Source organism: Peribacillus sp. JNUCC 23 (genome assembly GCF_053653995.1).
In genome coordinates this window covers 832,903-857,065 of the sequence record NZ_CM132202.1, presented here as the reverse complement: position 1 = coordinate 857,065, position 24,163 = coordinate 832,903, and the positions used below count along the sequence as shown (strand labels likewise).

22 protein-coding genes and 1 riboswitch are annotated in these 24,163 nt (G+C 36.5%); of the genes, 5 read left to right on the top strand and 17 right to left on the bottom strand.

Translation table 11 applies throughout. The features are described 5' to 3' along the window. Window positions 1–22 precede the first annotated feature (22 nt). The 4 genes from JNUCC23_RS04130 to JNUCC23_RS04115 all read right to left on the bottom strand — a co-directional run bounded on the left by JNUCC23_RS04130 (window position 23) and on the right by JNUCC23_RS04115 (window position 2,963). Window positions 23–418: a VOC family protein gene (locus tag JNUCC23_RS04130; RefSeq protein ID WP_062184079.1), complete on the bottom strand. Its 396-nt coding sequence runs from the start codon at window positions 416–418 to the stop codon at window positions 23–25. 97 nt (window positions 419–515) lie between these two features. Then, window positions 516–776, bottom strand: a complete 261-nt coding sequence (locus JNUCC23_RS04125; RefSeq protein ID WP_454214459.1) for a hypothetical protein — start codon at window positions 774–776, stop codon at window positions 516–518. Between the two features lie 132 nt (window positions 777–908). After that, the gene (locus tag JNUCC23_RS04120) at window positions 909–1,181 is read right to left on the bottom strand and encodes a TetR-like C-terminal domain-containing protein (RefSeq protein WP_062184086.1); all 273 of its coding nucleotides are present in this window, start codon (window positions 1,179–1,181) and stop codon (window positions 909–911) included. Between the two features lie 306 nt (window positions 1,182–1,487). After that, window positions 1,488–2,963 (bottom strand): choice-of-anchor I family protein, encoded by a 1,476-nt coding sequence (locus JNUCC23_RS04115; protein ID WP_454214457.1) that lies wholly within the window; start codon window positions 2,961–2,963, stop codon window positions 1,488–1,490. A gap of 681 nt (window positions 2,964–3,644) precedes the next feature. On the opposite strand from JNUCC23_RS04115, the gene JNUCC23_RS04110 reads away from it, so the two are divergent. The 3 genes from JNUCC23_RS04110 to gerQ all read left to right on the top strand — a co-directional run bounded on the left by JNUCC23_RS04110 (window position 3,645) and on the right by gerQ (window position 5,926). After that, a complete protein-coding gene (locus tag JNUCC23_RS04110) occupies window positions 3,645–4,547 on the top strand; it encodes an EamA family transporter (protein ID WP_403074429.1) in 903 nt (300 codons plus the stop codon). A gap of 426 nt (window positions 4,548–4,973) precedes the next feature. After that, window positions 4,974–5,450, top strand: coding sequence for a cell wall hydrolase (locus tag JNUCC23_RS04105; protein ID WP_062184132.1), 477 nt, complete (start codon window positions 4,974–4,976; stop codon window positions 5,448–5,450). A 194-nt stretch (window positions 5,451–5,644) separates the two neighbouring features. Beyond that, window positions 5,645–5,926: a spore coat protein GerQ gene (gene gerQ / locus JNUCC23_RS04100; RefSeq protein ID WP_403074431.1), complete on the top strand. Its 282-nt coding sequence runs from the start codon at window positions 5,645–5,647 to the stop codon at window positions 5,924–5,926. Between the two features lie 421 nt (window positions 5,927–6,347). On the opposite strand, the gene JNUCC23_RS04095 is transcribed toward gerQ, so the two are convergent. The 12 genes from JNUCC23_RS04095 to JNUCC23_RS04040 form a co-directional block, all read right to left on the bottom strand. After that, window positions 6,348–7,172: a carbohydrate ABC transporter permease gene (locus JNUCC23_RS04095; RefSeq protein ID WP_062184137.1), complete on the bottom strand. Its 825-nt coding sequence runs from the start codon at window positions 7,170–7,172 to the stop codon at window positions 6,348–6,350. Next, a complete protein-coding gene (locus tag JNUCC23_RS04090) occupies window positions 7,165–8,094 on the bottom strand; it encodes a carbohydrate ABC transporter permease (protein ID WP_253722645.1) in 930 nt (309 codons plus the stop codon). Before JNUCC23_RS04090 ends, JNUCC23_RS04095 begins: the two co-directional genes overlap by 8 nt. A gap of 245 nt (window positions 8,095–8,339) precedes the next feature. Beyond that, the gene (locus tag JNUCC23_RS04085) at window positions 8,340–9,626 is read right to left on the bottom strand and encodes an ABC transporter substrate-binding protein (protein ID WP_403074437.1); all 1,287 of its coding nucleotides are present in this window, start codon (window positions 9,624–9,626) and stop codon (window positions 8,340–8,342) included. A 182-nt stretch (window positions 9,627–9,808) separates the two neighbouring features. Then, window positions 9,809–11,458, bottom strand: coding sequence for a sensor histidine kinase (locus tag JNUCC23_RS04080; RefSeq protein ID WP_454214454.1), 1,650 nt, complete (start codon window positions 11,456–11,458; stop codon window positions 9,809–9,811). A 134-nt stretch (window positions 11,459–11,592) separates the two neighbouring features. Further along, window positions 11,593–13,134, bottom strand: a complete 1,542-nt coding sequence (locus tag JNUCC23_RS04075; RefSeq protein WP_454214452.1) for a response regulator transcription factor — start codon at window positions 13,132–13,134, stop codon at window positions 11,593–11,595. A 565-nt stretch (window positions 13,135–13,699) separates the two neighbouring features. Then, window positions 13,700–15,130, bottom strand: coding sequence for a Na+/H+ antiporter NhaC family protein (locus tag JNUCC23_RS04070; protein WP_403074443.1), 1,431 nt, complete (start codon window positions 15,128–15,130; stop codon window positions 13,700–13,702). Window positions 15,131–15,217: 87 nt separating this feature from the next. Continuing rightward, on the bottom strand, window positions 15,218–16,264 hold the full coding sequence (locus JNUCC23_RS04065) for an aldo/keto reductase (RefSeq protein WP_403074445.1): 1,047 nt from the start codon (window positions 16,262–16,264) through the stop codon (window positions 15,218–15,220). Further along, entirely contained in the window at window positions 16,264–16,608 is a 345-nt protein-coding gene (locus tag JNUCC23_RS04060) for a TIGR04076 family protein (protein WP_403074447.1), read from the bottom strand. The genes JNUCC23_RS04065 and JNUCC23_RS04060 overlap by 1 nt, the downstream gene beginning before the upstream one ends. Window positions 16,609–17,122: 514 nt before the next feature. Continuing rightward, a complete protein-coding gene (locus JNUCC23_RS04055) occupies window positions 17,123–17,335 on the bottom strand; it encodes a hypothetical protein (protein ID WP_454214449.1) in 213 nt (70 codons plus the stop codon). Window positions 17,336–17,758: 423 nt separating this feature from the next. Continuing rightward, window positions 17,759–19,015: a nucleoside permease gene (locus JNUCC23_RS04050; protein ID WP_454214447.1), complete on the bottom strand. Its 1,257-nt coding sequence runs from the start codon at window positions 19,013–19,015 to the stop codon at window positions 17,759–17,761. A gap of 326 nt (window positions 19,016–19,341) precedes the next feature. Next, window positions 19,342–20,277: a nucleoside hydrolase gene (locus tag JNUCC23_RS04045; protein ID WP_403074452.1), complete on the bottom strand. Its 936-nt coding sequence runs from the start codon at window positions 20,275–20,277 to the stop codon at window positions 19,342–19,344. A gap of 238 nt (window positions 20,278–20,515) precedes the next feature. Further along, window positions 20,516–20,617, bottom strand: a riboswitch (purine riboswitch). A gap of 209 nt (window positions 20,618–20,826) precedes the next feature. After that, complete coding sequence (locus tag JNUCC23_RS04040; protein WP_454214445.1) at window positions 20,827–21,276, bottom strand: DMT family transporter; 450 nt, start codon at window positions 21,274–21,276, stop codon at window positions 20,827–20,829. A gap of 264 nt (window positions 21,277–21,540) precedes the next feature. Here JNUCC23_RS04040 and JNUCC23_RS04035 point away from each other — a divergent pair, with 264 nt between their 5' ends. Both JNUCC23_RS04035 and JNUCC23_RS04030 read left to right on the top strand, forming a co-directional pair. Next, window positions 21,541–22,731 (top strand): MFS transporter, encoded by a 1,191-nt coding sequence (locus JNUCC23_RS04035; RefSeq protein WP_062184169.1) that lies wholly within the window; start codon window positions 21,541–21,543, stop codon window positions 22,729–22,731. Window positions 22,732–23,072: 341 nt separating this feature from the next. Next, window positions 23,073–23,177, top strand: a complete 105-nt coding sequence (locus JNUCC23_RS04030) for an IS3 family transposase (RefSeq protein ID WP_454215981.1) — start codon at window positions 23,073–23,075, stop codon at window positions 23,175–23,177. A gap of 106 nt (window positions 23,178–23,283) precedes the next feature. Here JNUCC23_RS04030 and JNUCC23_RS04025 read toward each other — a convergent pair whose 3' ends face one another. After that, on the bottom strand, window positions 23,284–23,850 hold the full coding sequence (locus tag JNUCC23_RS04025; RefSeq protein WP_454214443.1) for a DUF4256 domain-containing protein: 567 nt from the start codon (window positions 23,848–23,850) through the stop codon (window positions 23,284–23,286). Window positions 23,851–24,163 lie beyond the last annotated feature (313 nt).

The following is a 24,163-nucleotide window of genomic DNA, read 5'->3' as shown; positions in this document are numbered from 1 at the left end:
TATGTGATTTCATGCTTGAAGTCTATTTTGCATTCACATCTGGTTGATGAATTCCAAATATATTGCCTTCGGTATCCATATAGTATCCTTGCCACGCCATTCCAGGCAGGGCATATTTAGGCATTGCGACTTGGCCACCATTCTCAATAATTTTAGTTTCCGTTAAATCGTAGTTTTCCACTCCCATTGTACAAGCAAATGCATTTAACCCCTGATTTGCTTCTGGAGGAGCACTTTGACGCTGCATCAAAGCTCCATCGATTCTTGGTTCATTTTCATCACCAGTCACGGCTCCAAAGTAAGGCATACCAGCATAATCACTCCAATTTTGAAAAGACCATCCGAACACCTCTCCATAAAACTTCTTTGCTCGTTCCATGTCATCTACATGAATTTCAAAATGAACTAATTTCCCCATGATTACCTCCTAATTTTATAAAATTTTTCTTTAAATCAACTAGTTTGTTCGCTTCCAATTACTTCTCTATTATCGTGATAAATATGGATATATTCAATTATAATACATTCACCGTATATCCAACATTATCTGTTGTTTTTATGAACTCCCAAATGATATAAGCAATAAATGAAATCATTGCTCCGATAAGCATCATAAAAAAAGGGATGTTAAACGAAAAGGAGTCAAAAAGATCATAATATCGCACTAATCCAATTGCAAACAATAAACGTGTTAAAGTCGATGGAGTTAGTCTTAAAGTTCTCGCAATATCTGACTGACGACTATTTCTATTTTCATCCAAATGGCAAAGTGCCAAAATATGAGAAACACCTAGGTCATCATTATACAAGCATGGACATTTAAGGGTAAGGCTACAAGCTTGTACCGTCTAATGACGAGGGAGTTTGACCACGCATTTGTAAATTAAAGTAATGACATGCAGCTCTAATTAGCCTTGATTACTCACATATAGTTTCGGTGTATTAGATTTATAGATACGGATAAGTTGATCTCCCATATATGATGATGATTGTTGAAAGTTATTTTCAATCCATTCTAGTATCAAGCCTATCATTCCATAAATCAGATAAGTGGTAAAAATATGAATGTCCAAATTAGGGTCGTTCTCAGTAAATGAGTAGTCAAATTCTTCTCTATATAACGAATCTAATTTTTTTGTCAGTTTTTCACGAAAATTATAGTTAGTTGACGGTCTTAACATGAGCTTCTGAACCTCTCATGACTAAAGTCATGAGGTTCTAAGGTACTTTCATTCAGCCTTCGTCTGAATGACCGAAAACGAGTTTTCGGCTGACATCAGCCACTCAGCTATTTCCCTTAGACTTTCATGGACAAAGCAACGATTGCTGCCTAGCCAAGTCGGATTCATACTATAATTAATATACATTCGACAATTCGTAACAAATCCATTCAAAAAAACTCTGTAGAGATTTCTCTCTACAGAGTTTTCTTAAATCTTCTTTGTACCTACCAATATCTTAATAAGGCTTGAGAAATGACTAATGACTTATTCAAACTCATAAACTGCAACGGTTCCTGAAATTTCATGAGTTGCAGCTAATAAAGCTTTACCTGTAGGGCTTTGGTCAGCAGGGATGAATTGCAATCCTTCCGGTGAAACATCTCCTGCAAATTTACCTGCATCGTCGCCTCTAAGGTCACCAGCAAATTCTGTTACTGAAAAATCACGACTTGAAAGCAATGTTACAAATTTTGGCGCTTCTGGATTTGTTAAATCATAAACCATGATACCGCTGAAACGTTCTAAAGCGATAAATGCATAAGTAGTTTCATCAATTATGCCTGTTACAGCTGTTTCTGGTTCCGGACCTTTACTGCTACTTCTGTCATCCTTTGCTACTTTTTCATTGTCAATATTAAAGTAATCAGGAGCGGCTTGTTCAATTATTGATTCAAATTCACTTCCACTGTCATAAACCAATTCCATCGTGTCTGCATTGAAAATGGAGAAACTACGCCCGCCAAAGCCATATAATGCTTCGTATTTACCAGTTCCAAGATTTTTTCCACTTTCAATTGTAACTTTAAAATCTTTTAATTTACTAAGGTCGAATACAGCTAATTCTGCTTGTGTATAACCTGCATAATTGTTCTCATTTAATTGAATCTCACCCAATTTGCCGATTTTCTTTTCCTCTGAATAACCATCCCAATCACGGGTATCTCCTTCATTCGGAGTGATGATATACGTCGTTCCACCTGCTGTAAAAGTACTAATTGCATCTGGTAGATAGTAAGTTAAAATCGGCTGTTTTTCGATTTTGATTTCACCATCTTTAATTGCATCCATTTCATTTCCTGGTTTAGAATGATCAATTACTCCCAGACCTTTTACATCAACAATTTTTCCTTCTACAAGATCAATCGTTGCAATGGCATTGTTTTCTTGCATTGAAACGTATGCTGTTTTGCTATCTTCAGAAACGGTGATGTATTCTGGTTCAAGTTGTTGTAATTTTGTACCTTTTGAAGAAACACGAACTTTTTCATCCAGTAAATCTTCCGCAAACTTAAGTTCTTTAACTGTAAATTTTACAGGTTCACCCGTTACATCAATAACAGAGATAGAACCTTCTGGATCTACAGAGTAATCATCGTTTGGTTCACCTTCGTTGGCTACAAGTGCCTTTGTCCCATCTGGGGTAAAAGTCACCATGTCTGGTAATGCCCCTACTTGCACCTTAGATAGGAATTCCCCAGTCTTATTAACAAATACAATGTATCCTTTGTCTGTTTTCGAACTGTTTACAGCAGCAACAGCTACTAAATCTTTTGTAGGATGTACAGCAATACTTGTAATACTATCTACATTTTCAATACCAAACTCAGATAATAGAACACGTTTTTGAGATGCTACTTCTGTAAATTTACCAGACTCTAAATCAGCAAATGATAAAATATCAAATCCACTAACCGCACCATTTGTTACAAATGCTTTTTGAGTCTTAGCATCATAAGCCAAAATTTCTGTTCCTGCTGCTCCTTTTCCACTCTCATATCTAGCAATTTGTGATACCTTTAAAAGATTGTTACCACTAGAATATTGTAAAGTAGGTTTTAATGCTGGTTCTTTGCTATTCCCGTCTTATACCACATTTTTGTGGCTTTCGTTTCGGGCCTACACCGTACGTGCGACTTTCACCGCATACGGCGTTCCGTCAGTAGTATACTCTTTCTTATTTCCCCAGTATATAGTACCATTTGAAAATGGTTATTATTTGGATATAAAGTAAAGATATTGTAAGCATATTGTAAAGAACAGGAGAACTTAATAAGCTCTCCTGTTCTTTACAATATGCTTTATTTAAGAATAATATTTTCTGTGCTAGCTCCATCTTCGTAGATAATTTCTTTTTGGGGGCGTAGGGACAGGTTCATTTTTATTATGCTCACATATGACTTGAAGCTTTTCTGGCGTAACTCCACCTGTATGTAAAACGATATACTCGATATTCCTTTTCCTCATAGTTCGCTATGTAACTTGGTCGTATTGATAACTATAATATCGTTGTCTTTATCTTCTAACAGATAGGGAACGTATACACCCGCTACTTGTTTAAATCCAGAAACAAAGTATTTACCCAAGGCAGTCATTTTTCTGATATAATAGTTCGGTAGTTTTGAGCTTCTGGGAGGTTTCACAATGAAATTAAATAAAGGTATTTTATTTGTATTATTAGGTGCTGGATGTTTTGGTTTTACACCGATATTTGCTAAATTGGGGTTTAGCTACGGCTACTCACTTGGCCAAATTAATATCGTTCAAATGATTTTTTCCTCATTATTATTATGGTCTTTCACTCTAATTAAACGCCCCAGCTTTAAAGGGCTAAATAAGAAAAATCTTCCTCAAATTATGATAACCGGTTGTTTTATCGGATTAACAAGTATTTTTTATTATGGTGCGATGCAATATCTACCGGCCTCATTAGCCATCATTTTAATGTTTCAATTCGTTTGGATAGGAATTATTTTAGAATGGATTTTTAGTAAAATAAAGCCTGCCCCTGTAACCGTATTGTCCATCATTTTAATTTTGATTGGGGTCTTTTTTGCTTCCAATATATTAAATGGCGACATACAAGGACTACCTTTTAAAGGTTTCCTTTTTGGTATTCTATCTGCATTCACTTATGCCGGATTTATTTTTTTCAGTGGAAAGGTCGCTGTAAATGTAGACCCATTGATTCGGACTTCTTTAATGGCAACTGGGTCAACCATCTTAGTACTTGTCCTATTCATGCGTGACATTTCATCTGTACTGCCATTGGAGGCAAACTTATTAACGACCGCCGTTGGTGTTTCGCTATTTGGTGCAGTCCTTCCCCCACTATTTTTCGCAGTGGGCGCACCATTGGTTTCAGGTGGAGTCGCCAATATATTAACATCCATTGAATTACCGATCGCCATCCTATCAGCCAGCCTTATTTTATCAGAAGCGGTAATGCCGATTCAGTGGTTAGGCACGGCTATTATATTAGCAGCGATTGCGTTAAATGAACTTGGTAGTAATCTTTTTAGAATAAGTAGGCCAATCAAGGCGTAGAATTTTGAACCGCACCTTCAATTGTTAGACACAACTAACAATTGAAGGTGCAGTTTTCTTATGAAAAAGTATTCTTTAGAAACTAAATTAGCTGCTGTTCATTCTTACCTTCATTTGATCGGCTGTCATTTTTATCATAGCAGCTACCCCAAAAAAAATTTCAAAATATCAAGAAACGCTATTCTATTATTAGCGTTCTAAGTTTGTAAAAATTCTCTCTAATGATTGGTGTGTTTCTTCATTATGTTCTAGTATTCTACCAGATCTATAATATGATAATTTCATTTCCGGCCCACTTGCTATATTTAGTAAGATACTGATCGGTATATACCCAACTGATGAAATCGAAGTATTTGGGCTGATAGGCAAGTTACCAAAACCAGCTTCAGGTAATAAGTTATCTGTATAGGCCAAAGGAGTGAGAAAATGGGTAGACGAATAAAACATACCTCACGTGACGTAGAGGAGTTAGCTAGGCTCATGCTGGCGGAAGCGAGCGGTGAAGGAGTTCAAGGGATGAACATGGTGGGATCGGTTGTAGCCAATCGAGTCGAAGCTGACTGTGCACCTGACTTCAAAGGGTTGCGCAATATCAGACATGCGATCTATCAAACCATACCCGGAACTGGAATCCCTCACTTCGAGCCTGTCTTAAATGGATCATTGTATACGCAACGTCCCGACGAAGCTGACCTCCAGAGGGCTAGGAATTTGTTACAGGGTCATAGGGAACCTCGTTCAAGAATGAATTTGTGGTTTTTTAACCCCAGTCCAGGGAAAAAGTACCGAGCTCCTTGTACCGAAACGATGCCAAGATCCCCAATGACGAAGTTCGACTTTTCGCACAAGAACCATTGCTTCTATGTTGCGGTACCGGGCTATTGCCCAGAGTTTTATAGATAAATTAAAAAGGAGCTGATCTTCTCATGACTTGTGGAGACTCTAGTTATAATCCAATGAATTATTATCCAACTTCCATGATGCGAGTTAGTGGCGCACAACAACCTGCTGGCTTCCCAGCGAATACGCCATCTGGACCCTCGTACGGTGTTCCAGTGGTTCCTATCGGGACTGGGCAGCAATTTGGGGGAGGCACGATGGAAGAATCATTTATCGAAAATATCCTACGCTTCAACAAAGGTAAGGTAGGTACATTCTACTTTACTTATCAAGGTAACAGCAAATGGAATGCAATGGTTTACCACGGACGCGTAGAAACGGCTGGTCGTGACCACCTCATCATCAGCGACCCTTCCACCGGTAAACGCTTTCTGCTGATGATGGCAAATCTCGACTGGGTAGAATTCGATGAACAAATTAACTATCCTCAACCGGCAATTAGTCCGGATGTTCAGGCATCCCTGACGACATCGGAGTGAGTTTGTAGAACGCTTAAAACCCGCTTACTTCTTTTTTTGAAAATGAGCGGGTTTGTAGTTCTAACCACATATAGAATGCGAATTTAGCAATAATTGGATAGGATGAACTAACTTCAATCTTAATTTATTTAAAACGAGGTAAAACCAGATTAAATAACAAATGATTTTACCTCATTTTATTATTATTTTTTGTAATGTCCCATTTTGTCCCTATTTTAAGGTGAATATATATATTTTGTTCCCGCTCCTCTTCCTATTATTTTCTACTATTGTTGTATAGTACACATGATCAGAATGTACCGGAATTTTGTTAACTGCAAGCACATTTAAATCAGTAAGCCAATCAATAGATGGAGCTTACGCTTGTGTATTTGTCATATGCCTACTCTTCCTTTTTATTCTTCTATCAGACGTTGGTTATTTATTTTACAGATCCCATCATACCTGCTACAAAATGTCTTTGAAGCAAGAAGAAGATCAGTGCTGTTGGTAAAGTTGCGATCACAATGGATGTCATAATAATCCCAAAGTCAGGTGAATTACTTGAACCAAGATTAGATATGAGCAATGGAATCGTATGGTTTTCAGGAGACTGTAGAACAACAAGTGGCCACAGATAATTATTCCAACTTGCCATGAATGTAATAATGGCAGCTGCTGCATATGTTGTTTTCATCGTAGGTACATAAATACGGAAGAAAACACCAAGCTCTGTTAAACCATCTATTCTTCCAGCTTCAAGTAGCTCTCTTGGAAACATCTTTGTATTTTGTCTGAAGAAAAAGATCAGAAAAGCAGTTGTAATGCTTGGTAACATTGCAGATGTTAATGTATCAATACCAATCCCAGGTGCAATTTGAGAGATTGTCCCAAACATTCGGAATAACGGTATCATTAGTGCAGCAAAAGGAATCATCATCGAAAGAAGCAAAATATTAAATACAACATCCTTTGCCTTACTTCTATATATTTCAAAGCCATAACCAGCAAGAGATGCAATGATTAGGGATAAAATGGTCGTTGCAATGGATATGGTTGCTGAGTTTATTAAAGCAGGAACAAGGTCAACCGTACTCAAAAGATTCTGGATGTTCTCTACCAAATGAGTTCCTGGTAATAATCTTCCTTTTGTAACATCGATAGATTTATTCGTTGCACTAATAATCATCCATATGAATGGAAAGATGGAGATGACAGTGAAAATTGATAATAAAATATAAATGAATATTTGTTTTATTTTATGCATTTTTATCACCTGCTACTTTGAACTGAATGATAGAAAAGACGACGATCATGATAACAATTGCATATGAGACAGTTGCTGCATAGCCAAAATCAGGCGTATATTTGAATGATAGATTATAAATATACTGAGAAATGGTTATCGTTGCATTTCCTGGACCACCCTTTGTTATATTCATAACTTCATCAAACAACTGAAGAGTACCGATGGTTGATGTAATAGAAGTAAATAGGATGATTGGCTTTAGCATTGGAATTGTAATTTTAAAGAATTGTTGGAATGCATTTGCACCATCAATTTTAGCTGCTTCATAAATGGAATGGTCCACGTTTTGCAGAGCAGATAAATAGAAAATCATATTGTAGCCTGTCCAACGCCATGTTATTGCAATGATAATTGTTACTTTTGCCCAAAAAGGATCTGTTAGCCATTGTATCGGCTCTGAAATAAGTGAAACATTGATTAACATTTTATTAATGATGCCATCTGTAGCAAATAAATATTTGAATACTACGGAATATGCTACAAGCGATGTAATACACGGTAAAAATATGGCCGTTCGGAAGAATCCTTTTAGTTTCAATTTCTTATTATTTAATAAAACAGAAATAAACAATGCAAAAATAATCATGACTGGTACTTGGATGATGAGGTAAATTACTGTATTTTTCAAAGCAGCTATAAATGCCGGATCTGTAAATAATCGTAGGTAGTTATCCAAACCTACAAATTGGAGATTTGTTCCCGCACCTGATTGAAAAGAAAGAATAAGTGCTTGAACCATTGGGTAGAAATAAAATAAACAGATCATGACCGTTGCTATTGAAATAAAAGCCCAACCAATTAATCCATTTTTTAATCGAAATTTGTTATTATATTTTCTTGGTTTCGGCTGTATGTTCTGCTTCGTAGTTGCTGGTATCATTTGTTTCAACTCCCTACTTATCTATAAAAGAATAGCCTCGGAAGAGCTCACCTAACAGTTGTAATAGCTTCAGCTGGCGAGTTCCAAGGCTGTATCTCTTATATATCTTATTTCTTGGCTCTGTTAAACATGGCTGTTGAGGCGTTCGCTTTCCGCTCCAATCAACATGGTGCTCCAATATCAACAATGAGCTTTAACACAGCCTATTTCTTGAAAAATATATGCGAGGCTAAATTCAAGGCAAATTATTTAATTTGCGTTTCCGCTTGTTGTTGTGCATCTTCTAATACTTTATCAAGGTCTTGACCACCAAGGTAATTTTGCATAGCAACAATTAAAATATCCTCAATCGCATATGTGTGCATACCATAGTTTACTTGCGGAATTTCTTCAGCCCACTTTGAAAAATCTGAGATAATTGACTGACCACCGAAGAACTCATCTTCTGTCTTATACGCTTCTCCCTCAGTAGCTGGGATATAAGTACCAATAACACCGATTTCAGTAACTAATTTTTGATATAAATCTACATTCGAACCAAAAGTCTTTGTAAGGAAATCAACTGCATTCTCTTTACCTGGAACATCTAGAATGTACCATGACGCACCACCTAAATTAGAAGCATTTACGGATTTCATACCTGGAAGACTAGGATGTGGCACCACTGCCCATTTTCCTGATTGTGAAGCCTCCGCTTTTATTGAAGGTGTAATCCAGTTACCAGTCGTTACTGTAGCAACCTCTCCACCATTAAATGTAGCCAAGAACTGATTCCAGTCTGAATGGAAATTCATTAAATCATTATCAACAAGTTCCTTATAAATTTCGAAAGATAGTTTAAGAGCTTCATTATTTGCTAAATCAGGTGTAGTACCATCTTCCTTCACATACCACTTACCTGCTGACTGAATCATTGTACGAAGAATTCCTAATTCATTTGGGTCGATAGTAAGCAATCTTTTACCAGTTGCTTCTTTTACTTTCTTGCCAATTTCAATATATTCTTTCCAGTCGATGTTTTGTAAATCTTCAATTGAAAACCCGGCTTCTGTTAAATAATCTGTTCTAACATATAATCCAGTTACTCCAGTATCAAATGGAAGTCCGTAGTTTTCGCCATCTACACTTGTTGCTTCCACTTTATATTGAACAAAATCTTCTGTTTCAAAAGAACCAGTTAGTGGTTGGAACATATCTGGATATGCTTGAAGGAAACTTTTTGCACGATAATCTTCAATCAACACAATATTTGGCAATCCCTTAGTAGTACCAGAACTTAAACTAGTATTTAGTTTTTGAACAATGTCATCTTGAGCATTTTCAATCACATTAACTTTAAGGTCTGGATTCTCAGAAGCATAAGCTTCTTTCGCTAATTCTATTGCTTTAATGTTGAATTTTGGATCCCACGCCCAAATTGTAATTTGATTTGAATTTGAGCCTCCTTCTGGTTCAGTACTATTTGAAGCCCCAGAAGAACATGCAGTAAGTAAAAGCATACTTACCATTATTAATGCTAATAGTTTTTTCATCTGAAATCCCCCTAAGATTATATCTATTTATATTGTAAGCGCTATCTACCTTACGATTACTATGTTATCATCATTTAGAGAGGACGAGTTAGGACGATATTTTTGCAATTTTGTGATATTTTTAGAAAGTAAATATACACCCACTTATTCGTTTGGACTATTTTTAGGTTCTATGACTATTTTTAGTTTTTTTGTACTGGTAGTGAGATGCGAACTTTGGTCCCTTCACCTATCTTACTTGAGATTGAAACACCATACGCTTCACCATAAATCAACTGAATACGCTCATCGACGTTTCGAACTCCAATCCCACTGAACATCTCCTGCTTGCGCCTCGTATCCGGAAGTTTGTTATCTGCTGATACTTCCATTCCGTCACCATTATCCAATACCTCGCAAATAAGGGTTGCTCCTTCCTCCCAAACGAGGACATTAATCGTCCCTCCACTTTTTTTATTGAAACCATGAAAGAAAGAATTTTCAATAAAGGGTTGTAAAATTAGTTTGGGAATTTGGGTTTCAAAGCACTTTGGCTCTATAAAATAATTCACTCTAATTCGTTCTCCATAGCGCTTCTGATTAATTAAGACGTAGCTTTTTAAATTATCTATTTCTTGCCTAACGGTTATGGTTTCACTAATATTGCCTAATGTATTTTGTAATAAGGATATAAACGCATTAACGGTTTCGGTTGCTTCTTCCTTTCCACCCTGTTGCACCATGAATTTGATTGAAGTTAACGTATTATATAAGAAATGTGGATTTATCTGCTGCTGCAATGCTGCTAATTCCGCATTACGTTTCTGATTCTGGATAAGTACAAGCTTATCAACATACTCATGAAGTTCATCAAGCATTGAGTTAAAGGCTTGACCAATTTGTCTCGTTTCGTACGTACCTGTTACAGGTATATAATGATCAAAGTCATTTTTTGGGGTATTTTCAATTTGTTTTACTAGATTTGACAACGAATTTGTTACCTTTCTAGAAGCAAAAAACACAATGATAATTGCTAGAAAGATGAATAGAATACTAATAAGTACGATTGACTTTTTATCAATGATATTTCCAAAAGCAGCTTTCTTATCAATTAAATTTACCAAATACAAATCAAAGGTAGGTAGATATTCAATCATAATAAGATGGTCCTTACCCTTAAAATCTGCATCCATATAATCCATTTGCTGATCCTCTAATTGGATCGCATAATCCATGAGCTCAACTTCTTTATTTCCAATGAACTCATTACGATTACTTGATAAAATGGTACCTGTCTGATCCATAACTAACACATCATTACCTAAGCTTGTATAACTACTATAAAACTTTCTAAAATCCTTTTCTCGAATCGTAAAGTACATCGTTCCATAAATATATTTTGAAGTTGGTTCCATAAAGGCCTTTGTAGCAATAATAACCTCCTCACCCTGTGTTTGATCTTTTGATTGTTCTAGATGAAATAACAGTTTATTAGGCTGCTTGAGTGCATTTGCGGTAATAGAGTGATTCTGTAGTTCTTTATCGGATACAGACCATGAAGATCTTTCTGTTGCAAAACTAATACCATTAATACCGTAGACCAAGATCCCTACATCATAAGCTTCTACACTTGTTTTTATATTGCCCATCTGTTTTTTGACATTATAATAATATGTGCCCAACTGTTTGTTTGAGTGCTTACCTGAGAGAAAACTCTTAATCGTTCCATTGTTCATAAGGTTATTTGAAGCGATAACAATTGAATATTGAAACGTACCTAAACTCTCCTTTATCTGATCTATAACCTTGCTATTGTTAAAACTAAACCGATCAATAAAAAACTTCTCTGACATACGAAATGTAGTCCAGGTTATAAGGAAGGATATAGTAACAATGATTAGTATGGTAATAAGAAACATTTTAAAAAATAAACTGTTATGTTTAATTCGATTCGTTATTATTCTCATTTATACCTCATCTCTTATCCTCAAATGTGTTTTTTTCTAAATTTACTAGGTGACATTCCATTTATCTTTTTAAATACTTTACAGAAATAGCTATGATCTGAATAACCTACTATTCCACTAATTTCTGAAATGGATGCTGAATCCTTAAGTAGGAGCTGTGAAGCTTTTTCAATTCGAACCTTATTCAAATACTCAACAAACCCTTCTTTATTATTTGTAGAAAAATAGTTAGACAAATAGGAAGGATTAAAATGAAAATGCTCTGCTACATCTGTAAGGCTGAGTGGATCTGCATAATGGTCTTCAATATATTGCAGGAGTTTTTTCATTTTTAAATTACTAGGTTGATTTCTCTCCGCATGTAAGCATTTGTTCACTTGACTAATAAATTTATTTAGTTGTTCTACTGTCTCACTGGATGAATTGGCCTCGTTAATGGACCTTAAATACTCATACTTGGAACTTCCTATTTCAGCTACATCGTATTCCATATTATTTAGAATTACATTAATATGAAAAATGATATTTTCAAAGAATGATTTAAATTCGAATACATCCGTTGTGTAACATTTAGAAAATTCAGATACATATTCCTGTAAATAGCTGAAAGCCTCCTGAAAGCGACTATGCTTCCATTCGTTTGTGAACCACTCGATTTCAAAAGCTTCAATAGTTGGTATTTCTCGTTGTAAATCCTGTTCCCTTAAAAGAGGGATGTGAGGGAAATAAAATTTATATTGGATCAATTTTGATACCTTTTCATTATAGATAGGCCCTATTTGTGATAAATCAGAGAATTGTTCACTTAGAACAAAGCCCGAATTTGTATGATTTCCCGCAACTCTTTTTGCGAAATCAATGACCTCCTGGGACTTATCTTTGTTTACGTTCAGTATGAATGCGATTTCATTTCTATCAAAGGTAATGGTATGAAATGTTGCTTGATCTAGATAAGATTGGTAATGTTGTGTGATACTATCTTGAACTTGAATAAGATCTCCTCTAGGAATATTCCGACTAAACACTACACCTAATAAATAGAAGCTATCATAGAGAAACACCCTAGTTAGTAGCTCTGCATCATAATCCGCTTCATAACCAGAAATTAACTTTTCAACTATATGATTTACAGACATTCGCTCCTGCTGTTTTGTCCCATTCGATTCAGGAGTTGGAATTCTACTCACTGCCTTATTTAGCACTTCTAATAGCGTATTTGCATCAAGCTTAGGCTTTAATATATAATCAACAACTCCACTTTGAAAGGTAGAACGAACGTAGTCAAATTCCCCAAAACTACTTAGTATAATAATTTCGATATCTGGATATTTTGATTTAACTATTCTTGTCAATTCTTCTCCATCCATAATAGGCATTACAATATCGGTTATAACAATTTGTGGATGGGTTCGTTCAATGATTTCAAGTGCCTCCTTTCCATTAGAAGCTTCTCCGACAATTTGAAAACCTTCTTGCTCCCAATTAAGGTAATGTTTTATGCCTTGCCTTATTAAAATTTCATCATCTACAATAACAATTTTACTCAATTCTTTAGTTGTCACATGTTCACCTCTAACGCAAATCATATTTACAAATATTCCTACATTTATTATACACACCAAAACTAGTATTTTGGTATTAGGTCTAGAAAGTAGACAAAATTTTATATGTACCGCGCTTTCGCTAGTAAAATAAACTCTTTCCTTTTCTCCCGCTTTTTCACGTTTTTTATCGGTTTAAAATAAAGATTTTCTCTCACGATTTCTTTCACAATTGTTGTGTTGCCATGGTCGCTGACTCCGGAGAAATTTCTACCATATCGCATTATCTATTATAGAAATTTTGCCTTCTACACAGTGAAACGCATCAGCACACTCATGTGTATTACGGAGCAATCCCTTTAACCAATTGGCTTACGGCCCATCATCTAACTGTCTACGATTAAAGACTACAGCTACAAGTTGCCCTCCAAGATTCGATACAAGTGAGTGGCTAGTTCTTCCCCGACGGGAATTCCACCCGCTATATATTGCGACATCGCTCAGTCGCTCTCACTGTGACGATAAACGATCGATATAAAAAAAGGCTCTCACCATATTATGAGAGCCGGACTTGGTATCTTGTTTACTAATCTTGAGGATTGCTAACTGCTTTCCCCTCCAGGCCTTCATATTTGCGGCCCCATCCCGTTATAACTGAGAACAATAGAACCAAGAACAGTACCATGCAATAAATCATACCGCTGCTGATTTGTGTTAGTAAAAGCGGTGCAACAAAATCATAACCTTGTGTCAGCAAAGCACCGAGGAATACAAAAACACTCAAAAAAGGGATTACTAGTACGATAGAATTAGCAAAACCATCAAGTAGATTGGCACGACGGTATGGATGCAAACCAACACGTTTGCCAATCTCATTCTGTACTTTTCCAAATGTCGTCATCGATGCACTAGTTACACCACCGAAGATTAAAGTTGTAAACGAGATACCTAACATCATAGCGATTTCAGCACCGCGAACCGTCTTGCCCATTTTACTGTTAAGTATGCCATTTGTGACTTTTTCAAGCACTCCCGCACCGTTGAGCACACCCATTATACCGTAGACTGAAATAACTAGCGTAACTGTTGCCATCATGCTGCTGATGCCGCCCGTTAGGAATCCTACCGGAGTACCATCCGCAACTGAGATAATATTGTCGAAAGTTAAGAGATTAAACGCTAAACCTGTTATTGTCCCTAAAATGATGCCTATAGTAATTGCCTTATAAATATTGCGAGTTTTGATTGCTACGATTAACATGATGACTACCGGAACCAGCATGACCAGTGTGATGGGATTCATGTTTTTCGCAAGGATATCTGAAGCGCCTGCACCTACCGTGCCGCCACCACCAAAGATCCAGAACAGAACAAAAGAGATAACACCTGCGACCAAGGAATACTTCAGCCGACTGGCAACACAGCCACCCACTTCAGCAAAACCTTCTTTTTTTGTGTATTCTTGAGTTCCTGCAGAGATGATGGTGGTATCTGATATTGGTGCTAAGTTATCACCAAAAATAGAAGCACTGACAATTGCGCCCGCAAGAACGGCAGGATCGCATCCCAACAATACTCCTGCCGGGTAGAAAATAGGGAAGCAGGTAAACATTGATCCGATGGATGATCCAGTAGCAGTAGAAATGATACAAATTGCTAAGAATGTGAACGCAGTGAATAACCCTCCATCCACGCCTAGCAAGTCGGCAAGCCACACGAAACCTGCCGAAATGTTAGTAGTTTTGATCAGCTCCGAGAACATTCCGATGACGAACAGCAGAATTGCAATCGGTACGGCTTCCCTTACGCCTTCATAGACTGAATCCCAGAATCGTTCATAGTTACCCTTTTTGACAAAAATTGCACCCACCATAAGTGCGACGAAAGCACCCATTGCGAGTGCATACATTTCAAACGCTTTAAAAACGATAAAATACAATATGCAGAAAAACAGAAAAATAACGACTGGAATAAACGCAACTCCCCAGCCACCTCTAAATTCAAGTTTTTTATCCATATAGAAACTCCCTCTTATGTATTAAACGTGTACTCTTGTTTAATCGTCGCAACACCAAAAAAACTGCGTTAAGATCGTTTGGTATAATTATTCTTCATTCAAATTCATCTTCATAATATTTCGGAATTTTGAATCAGCCGTACGCTCTAACTCAAAAGGTTCACCATCTAATATTGGATAATTATCTAAGAATTGATTTAGTTCTTTAATATCAGAACGATCGAGTTCGAAAGTAAATATGTGTGCATTTGACTCAACGTGGCTGCTATTTCTAACTCCAATAATTGTGGCCCCAACACCTTGTTGACTTAAGATATATTTTGTAGCAACATGAGCGACGCTGACAGAATGCTTTTTAGCGATTCTTTGTAACAATAACAACAATTCCTGATAGCTATCCCAACCCAAAGTCTCTTCAATCACCTGAAGATATTTAACATGTGAGCGTGTTTCGGGCTGTATAGATGGTTTGCCGATCCATTTTTCTGCTAATAAACCACCTGATAATGTACCATAGCATAGCAGGGAAATCCCTTTACTTTTACAATAATCTAATAATTCTTTCTCTGGACGTCTATCAAAAACCGAGTATTGATTTTGACAAGACACAATCGGTATCCCAGCATCAACGATTTCTTTCAAATGTTTCGTATCAAAGTTTGTAACAGCGATATTACGTATTTTCCCTTTTTCCTTTAGTCTTAACAGATCCCTAGCTGTCTCGATATAGCCGGGCACATCGTAATCCCACCAATGAAACTGCACTAGATCTAATACATCTCGATTTTGCCGTTTAAGGCTTCTGTCAATGATTTTTTCTGTATATGTAAAATCGACATCACTAAGTAAATTGATATCAGGTACATACTTAGTATGAATTTGAATATCATTGGGTGAAATGGTGCTTCCATGCTTAAGTTGCTTTGAGAATTCACCTAGGAGTTCTTCAGTACCTGTATATATATCAGCACAATCAAATGTCGTAAATCCTTTTTCGACAAGCATATGGAAGGCCCTCATTATATCTTGCTTGTCTAAATTAGATTCTAAGCTATGACCTTCCGATAGTTGCCAACACCCGTTGATCACTCTACTGATCGTATAATCTTTTGCTAATTCGAATCGTTCTACCATTATTTATTATCTCCTTTATATATAGGCTCTGTTGTGCATTCAGCATGACTAAATTCTTGAGTTCCGATACGAGTTATTTTAAATCTAGCCCCACAGTTTGGATCTGGGCAGGCAATTACACTATCAGACAACATCCAGTCATTAGCGTGTAATACTCGTTGCTTTGCAGGCAGTAACGGCAAAATAGCGCTTAAGGCATACATTGAAAATGAATTACTTTCTGGGAAGATAAGGTCTTCCCCTATAACTAAGAAATAGCCACCTTCCTTATGCTTGCAAACCATTGGTTTATCTGTACCTACAACTTCTACTTTTAAGTTATATAGCATAAATTTATCATCCATGACACGTACTCCTATCAACATTTATAATTAATAAACCTGCTACTTTCATTACTTTTTTCATTCTCCTTTTCTTCTTTATAATTCTGAGATTTCCTACTTTCATACATAACGAATAGGGTTTCTCCGCAACAATTATATCCTGCTTACTTACAGTCGTTTTGGCCCATAAAATAATAAAAAACACCTATCCTTAAATAATAATTCAAGGACAAGTGTTAACTTGCGGTACCACCTTGTTTGATATGTATCATACATACCCTCTCTGCAGAGTGCTCACACAAACACCCTTAGCCCTATAACGCTGGCTATACGTCTAAGCTACTAAAAATTTTTTTCGCTTCGCCCTCTGAGGCCCACTTGGCTGTTACTGCATCTGTCCGGCTTACACCATCCCGGATTCGCTGAGAGATCGTTTAACAGTTTAACTCCCTCGTCTTCAGTTTATAAAAATGTTAGCATCATAGGTTTCCATTGTCAACAATATTCCTTATATTTAGATAACTTACCTATATTTCTATACTTCTATTTGGATATGATCTTTAATTCCTACTATTCTATCAGCCTTCTCAGCTATTTTTTTATCATAGGTTATTACTACAAAAGTCGTACTGAACTTTCTATTTATATCTCTCATTAATTTATATATTATTTCAGTAGATTCGGAATCGAGATTTACTATATATAGTGCAATTACAGGAGAACTATTTATTCCAAGTGTTGCAACCATAATACCTAATAAAAATCCTTCAATTCCCTCAAAAAAACAACCCTTGAAAATGCTGTAAATACAGCATTTTCAAGGGTTGTTTTTTTACTTTTTCACTAGCAAAGAGACCGTCTCCACATGCGCGGAGTGTATGTGGCAACACATAGGATACTGGTGAGTTAAACAATTTGAAGAAAAAAGGAACCCCCCTTACAGCCTGAAATGGTTATTAGGAAGAAGGTTACTCTAAATAATGTACAAACACCGTGATACTTTTCAAGTTTCCCCCAAGTGCTAAGGATAGACTCGGACTGCCAATAGCACTAATGTAGCCTTATAAATCTCGGCATAATTCTACATAACCCGAGTGGTGACAGGCACAGAGATTACATTTCAAACCAAATATCGTTTCAAAGCAAAAACAAAAATGATCTAGAATATCTATTAAGCAACATTATTTACATTCTTAATTCCATTATGGTCATTCTTGTATTTAAAACTTACAGCAAAAATGATTGCAAGGACGAATGTGTATGCTGCAAAAACTAACCAGATACTTTGCCAATCCTTCACTCCGTTAATCGTAAAATAATCCACCATTTTCCCACTAAGAACAGCGCCTAAATAGGTACCGATTCCGTTGACCATTGTCATAAATAAGCCTTGTGCACTTCCACGAATTCGACTATCCACTTCCTTTTCAACAAAAATAGAGCCGGAAATATTAAAGAAGTCAAATGCAGCACCATATACAACCATTGATAATAGCAATAAGATGACACCTACACTTGATGGGTCTCCATAGGCGAAAAGAATAAAGCGTAATGTCCACGCCACCATACTCAACAACATTACCGTCTTAATCCCAAATTTACGTAAGAAAAAAGGAATGGCAAGAATAAAGAACACTTCAGCAATTTGTCCCATTGATAATAAAATGGCTGGATATTTAACAACAAGACTATCTGTATAGTCAGGGCTCAGCGCAAAATCATGTAAAAATGGATCAGCAAATACAAGATTAATTTGCAATGCAGCACCTAACAGCATAGCAAAAATGAAAAAGATAGCCATTCTCTTTTGCTTAAATAATACAAAAGCATCTAGACCTAAAAGACTTACTAACGACTTATCCTTTTTGACATTTGATGTTGGATTATCTGGCAGTGTAAATGAATAAAGTGCAAGTAAGAATGAAGCCCCCGCAGCCATGTATAGCTGGATATTGCTTAGCTCAAATCCACCAAGACTAATTATCCACATCGCAAGAATAAAACTAATTGTTCCAAAAACACGAACAGAAGGGAAGTCTTTCGTTGTATCAAGTCCTTCTTTTTCTAGGCAAAAATATGAAATCGTATAAGATAAAGAAATCGTCGGCATGTAAACCATTGCGTTAAAAAGCATAGCCCAAAACATGAGATTAGGATCTGAAATCCCTGCAGCTGAAAATAAGAAAATCGCTCCAAGGAAATGGCAAATTCCATATAATCTATTTGCTTTTATCCAACGATCTGCAATAATCCCTACAAGACTTGGCATTAGAAGAGAAGCAAGCCCTATTGAGCTATAAACACCTCCAACTTGTGTGCCAGTAAATTGCAAAGTATTGAACATATATGAGCCAAGTGTAACAAGCCAACATCCCCAAATAAAAAACTGAAGAGACATCATAATTTTAAGTCGTGATTTTATAGTCATTTTTTCCTCCAACAATGCTTTTTTGTGCTGAAACTAAATTTTTTAAAATCTTGATATTAAATTAGAGCCATGTATTTATTTTCTAAAAATTCCGGTAATTATATCTATGATATTGGTATTTGACTTACTCACACTATAATTTTTTCTATAAAAAATACTATCATTTATATTGATCGTAATACATTTAGAACTTCTCTCTAAATGTATTACGATCAATGGTTCACAAACACGAATGTTCTTTAAGCTTTCAAGATAGTTATTAACTTTAACAAAGACTGTAATTTCATGTTAATTTACTATCTATTTCAAAATCTGTATGTTATAGATTAAGCTTTTTTAGATAATTCGGTAATATAATCGAAGAAAGCATTAGAATTTACATCATAAACCACATTTACTGGGCGACCATTGTCTGTTTCTTCTGTACGCCCTTGACTCGGCCCATCTGTATGCACGATACTATTAATTCTTTTCACTTTTACAAGATCACTATTACCAACAAATGCTGTTGTTAAGACGTCCCATAAAAAATATGTTGAGTTTGTTGTAAAATGAACCAACGGCGGGCACATCGCATAACATTGGCCAATAAAATCAACACCAAGGTGTTTGCGTTCAGATGCCCAACGATTACGTATATCTACTGTAAGAGGTACCTGGCTAGTGCTTTCAAGCGCTACTAAATCAATTTCTATACTACTTTTCCATACTCGACCAGCTGCTTCGGGGTCCCAAAACACATTCCATTCCGCTGTCCCATCGTGTTCGGGCTCTTCCACATTTCCTACATCACGAAATGTGCCGCCCATCCATACGAGTCGATCGATTTTTTCTTCAATAGAAGGGTCTTCATCTAGTGCACGAGCAAGATCCGTAAGTGGACCGGTGAATAAAAGAGTAGTTTTTTCATCTGAAGCGTGAATCGCATCTATCATATGAAGATGTGCTGGTTTCTCCGCTACTGGTGTAACAATCTTTCCGGATTCATTTAATATTGGCAAGGCATCCACAAAGAAAGCGTGCAAACGCCAATCTTTAGGAAAAGGATTTTTTCCACGAGAATTTGACTCTGCTACATCTAGACTTCCTTTTCCAAAGCGATCAATGATTTTCCGGCTTGCAAACATAGCTGGTTCTAAATAACAATCAGCTGGAATGACGGAAACACCAGTTAGTTCAATGTTATCCATTTGTAGTAATAAAAATAGAGAAACAAGATCATCTACACCGCCATCATGATTAAAGTAAATCTTCTTTTTCATTCTTTCTCAATCCTTCCAAATTGAATTTTTATTTTGCTTTACGAATTGATCCAACTGTTTTCCTAGCCCTGGAATGGGGCACACTTTATTACACATTAAGAGCGAACAAAATTTGCTTAGTATATCATTTCGCATAATAAAATCTAGAATTAAATATTACTTAAACGATAAAAAAACGCTCCGATATCTACCGGAGCGCTTAACTAGGGCATGAGTAAATAAGAAAGAGACTCCCTCTTTCAATTAAAACTCAGCTCGTAGTCAAGCCCTTTACGGCGGCTCGGTAGAAACTTTTGGGCCATATCCCCAATATTATACGACATAATCCTACATTAAATTTATACTTATAATAGCAACGATTTAAAGTCTCGTCAACAAATAAAAAACAACTGTTAATATTTTTAACAATTGTTTTTTATTTGTTTACTAATATAATATTACGTGTGTTGATTATCTGATTTCCACCCAAAAAATTGCATTAAAAAGAGAGATTCTCATGTAAAATAGTAGTCACTTATACAGCTGACACAGCAATCTATTCACTTTATCTTATTTACCTGTTAATCTTGTAAATGTGGTACGGGTAGAGCCTGTACGATTTACCAACCAAACTCCTAAAAGTGCCAAAGTTATTCCTAACAATGTAATAGTAGTTAAATCCTCTTTTAAAAATAAAAACCCTGACAGAGTACCAACTACGGATACTATTAGCAAAGAAATCGATGCTTTACTAGCTTCCATTTTAGAAAGAAGATGAGACCAGATAACAAAAGCTAATGCAGATACCAAAACGCCAGAATATAAAAGGTATACTACAGCCAGACTCCAAGGTGACTGACCATGTTCAAAACTGATCGAATAAGTAAACAAGCCAATAGCTCCCGCTCCCATTTGCCATGTAGTAAATTGAATAGTGTCACAGCCTTGCCATTTCTTTTGAAAATTAAACTGGAAAGCGCCCATGTTACTGCAGAGCTTAACGCAAGAATAGGTGCCCATATATTTCCTCCAAACTGAATATCCATTGCTAAAAACAACCTACATATTCCGATCAAGAGCCCAATTGCCTTACTAGCAGTCAATTTTTCTCCTGGAATGAAAGAATGAGCCATCACTGAAAGACATATCGTTCATCAATTTTTATAGAAATGATCAACGATAACTAAACAAGGGTTTTCCTCGTAAAAATGTTTTATGGTATGATAGTTAAACTGTTTATCTACCCTGTGACACATTTACATTCATCTAAGAAAAGAGGTATTTATGCACGACACAAAATTATCCAAGCGACATTGGTTACTCATCTTAACACTTACTTTATTAACATTTGTTCTCGGGACAAGCGAGTTTGTTATCATCGGGATCTTAACCGATATTTCCTCGAGTCTCCATATAACAAATGCAAAAGCAGGCACACTCGTTTCTGCATTTGCGATTACGTTCGCCATTGCCACACCACTCGTGATGTCGACAACAAGCCATTTTCCAAAGCGTAAATGGATGTTGTTTTTGATAGGTTCATTCATCATCCTGAATGCTTTGTGCGTGATTTCAACGAGTTACATCATGCTCCTTACACTTCGGATGATGACTGCGATTGTAACAGGCGTTTTAATTTCTCTTGCCATGATTGTTGCAAGTGAAACCATGCCGATTGCCAAACGTGGACTTGCTATATCATTCGTTTTCGGTGGTTTTACTCTTGCAAACGTGATTGGAGTACCAATAGGCACTGTCATCGCTGAATGGTACAACTGGAATGCAACCTTCCTGTTAACGACTTTTCTCGGTGGAATTGCGTTTTTGGCATCTTTCTTCATTTTGCCTACTATGCACAGTCCAGTTCGCAGTTCAATGCGTGATCAATTTTCTTTATTAACACACCCACGAATCTTAATGGCTTTTTTCATTCCATCTCTTGGATTTGGAGCGACGTATGCCGTTTATACGTATCTTGTTCCGATCCTAGAAGGAATGGAAGCACCAAGTAGTTCAATCAGTTTGATCTTGTTTGGTTACGGATTTATTTCTATTTTCAGCAACATACTCGCTGGTAAAATTGCCAGCTACAATGCTATCGGACGCCTCCGGTTTGTTTTCCTCGTTCAAGCCATTGTTCTGATCAGTTTATATTGGACGACAAATAATTTTATCTTTGGATTGGTTAACATTGGTTTGATGTCATTAATGGCCATCCTCTTAACAACATCTACCCAGCTTTATTTGATAGACCTTGCCGGTATTTATCAACCAAAAGCTACAGGACTAGCTGCTTCACTGATGCCAGTAGCAAGCAATGTCGGTATCGCCTTTGGTTCCGCATTAGGCGGAATTGTTTACCATCAAGGAAATTTGATGAGTGTGACATTGGTCGGTGGACTACTTGCTATTTTTGCAAGTCTTCTAACTTTCTTAAGTCATCGCTTAGACCAAAAACAACAAAAAGCAGCATAATATAAACGAGATTACAGTTAATCCTTCAAATAAAATGCAAGAAAGAAGTATCAAGAACGTTGAGTTGTTCTTTGATACTTCTTTTTAAATTGGACTAGGTGCTTACCTCTAAAAATCAAGCGGACAATTGCAAAAGAACTTATCAAGATTAAGGTTTCTGATTAAAGGAAATATTGATCTAAGAATCGAATTTTTGTTCTTTAAAATTACATTAAGAAACCTCATTTACTTGTGGTATGGTTCCACTTAACATGACGTCTTTCATTCCGAGGTTCAATTATATCGAAGAAAATAATGATCTCCCATTTGTGCACTTTTAATTTGCAAATTCATACCCTAATATAGCTTACTATAATAGCAAACGGATAAAGCAAAAATTGGCGGGAATGAGCCCGGTTCAATACCGCATTCACACCAGCCAATTAACTGCTTCATATAAATTCTAACTTTTTGGGGGCATATCAGTTTAACGTCCCACTTCGCTTGTACCTTGAATTGGGACACTTCTGCTGTTCCCCCGTCCCTTCACCAGGCAGCGTTACACACCAAATTTTAGACCCTTAACGAACCACGGAAACCTCTTGCAGCATAATAAGACTCTGCTCCATTGTGGTATACAAAGACAGTGTCGTAGCGACGATCACAAAAGATGGCCCCACCGAGTTCTCTAATATTAGCAGGTGTTTTCACCCAGCTTGATGTTTTAGTATCGAAATTCCCAAGTTTCTGCAGCTCCCGGTACTGTTCTTCCATTAAAATCTCAATACCCATGTCAGCAGCCATATCAATAGCGTTGTTTTGTGGTTTGTGTGCTTTCCTTGACTCTAGCGCTTCACGGTCGTAACAAACACTTCTGCGGCCTTTAGGACTTTCCGCTGAACAATCATAAAAAATGTATTCGCCCGCCTCTTTATCATGAACAATAACATCCGGTTCACCACCGGTTATTTCCATTTCATTAAGCGACCACAGTTTTTCAGAATTAGTTTCTAGCTTCACTTGTACTTTAGCCCAGTCAAGTCCTTTATGGCGATTTATGTTTTTCTCAAAACGTGCTTTCAATGTTTTGAGTATTTCTTCACGCTGTTCAGATGACAACTTCCTTTTTTCATTTTTCATATTAAATCTCCTCGTATAATATGTTTAGCACTACTTTTTTAAAATGCCTTCATTGATCGCTTTCTTTTCTAACTTTTTCTTAAATATTTGCGTATTCAGTAAACCTTTGCCTTGTTTAACTATTTTCGCATAAATCAACCCTACTAATCTATAATAAAAATGCTCTTTTCTGTTCCTCTGACGTAAACACACGAAACTATCTGATTAAATATCGCCTGTGATCCTTGATTTTTACTACTTATTTTCGTTCCAGCAGCGCAACTGTCTCAACGTGTCCAGTGTGTATGTGGCAACACATGAGGTGCTGGTAAGT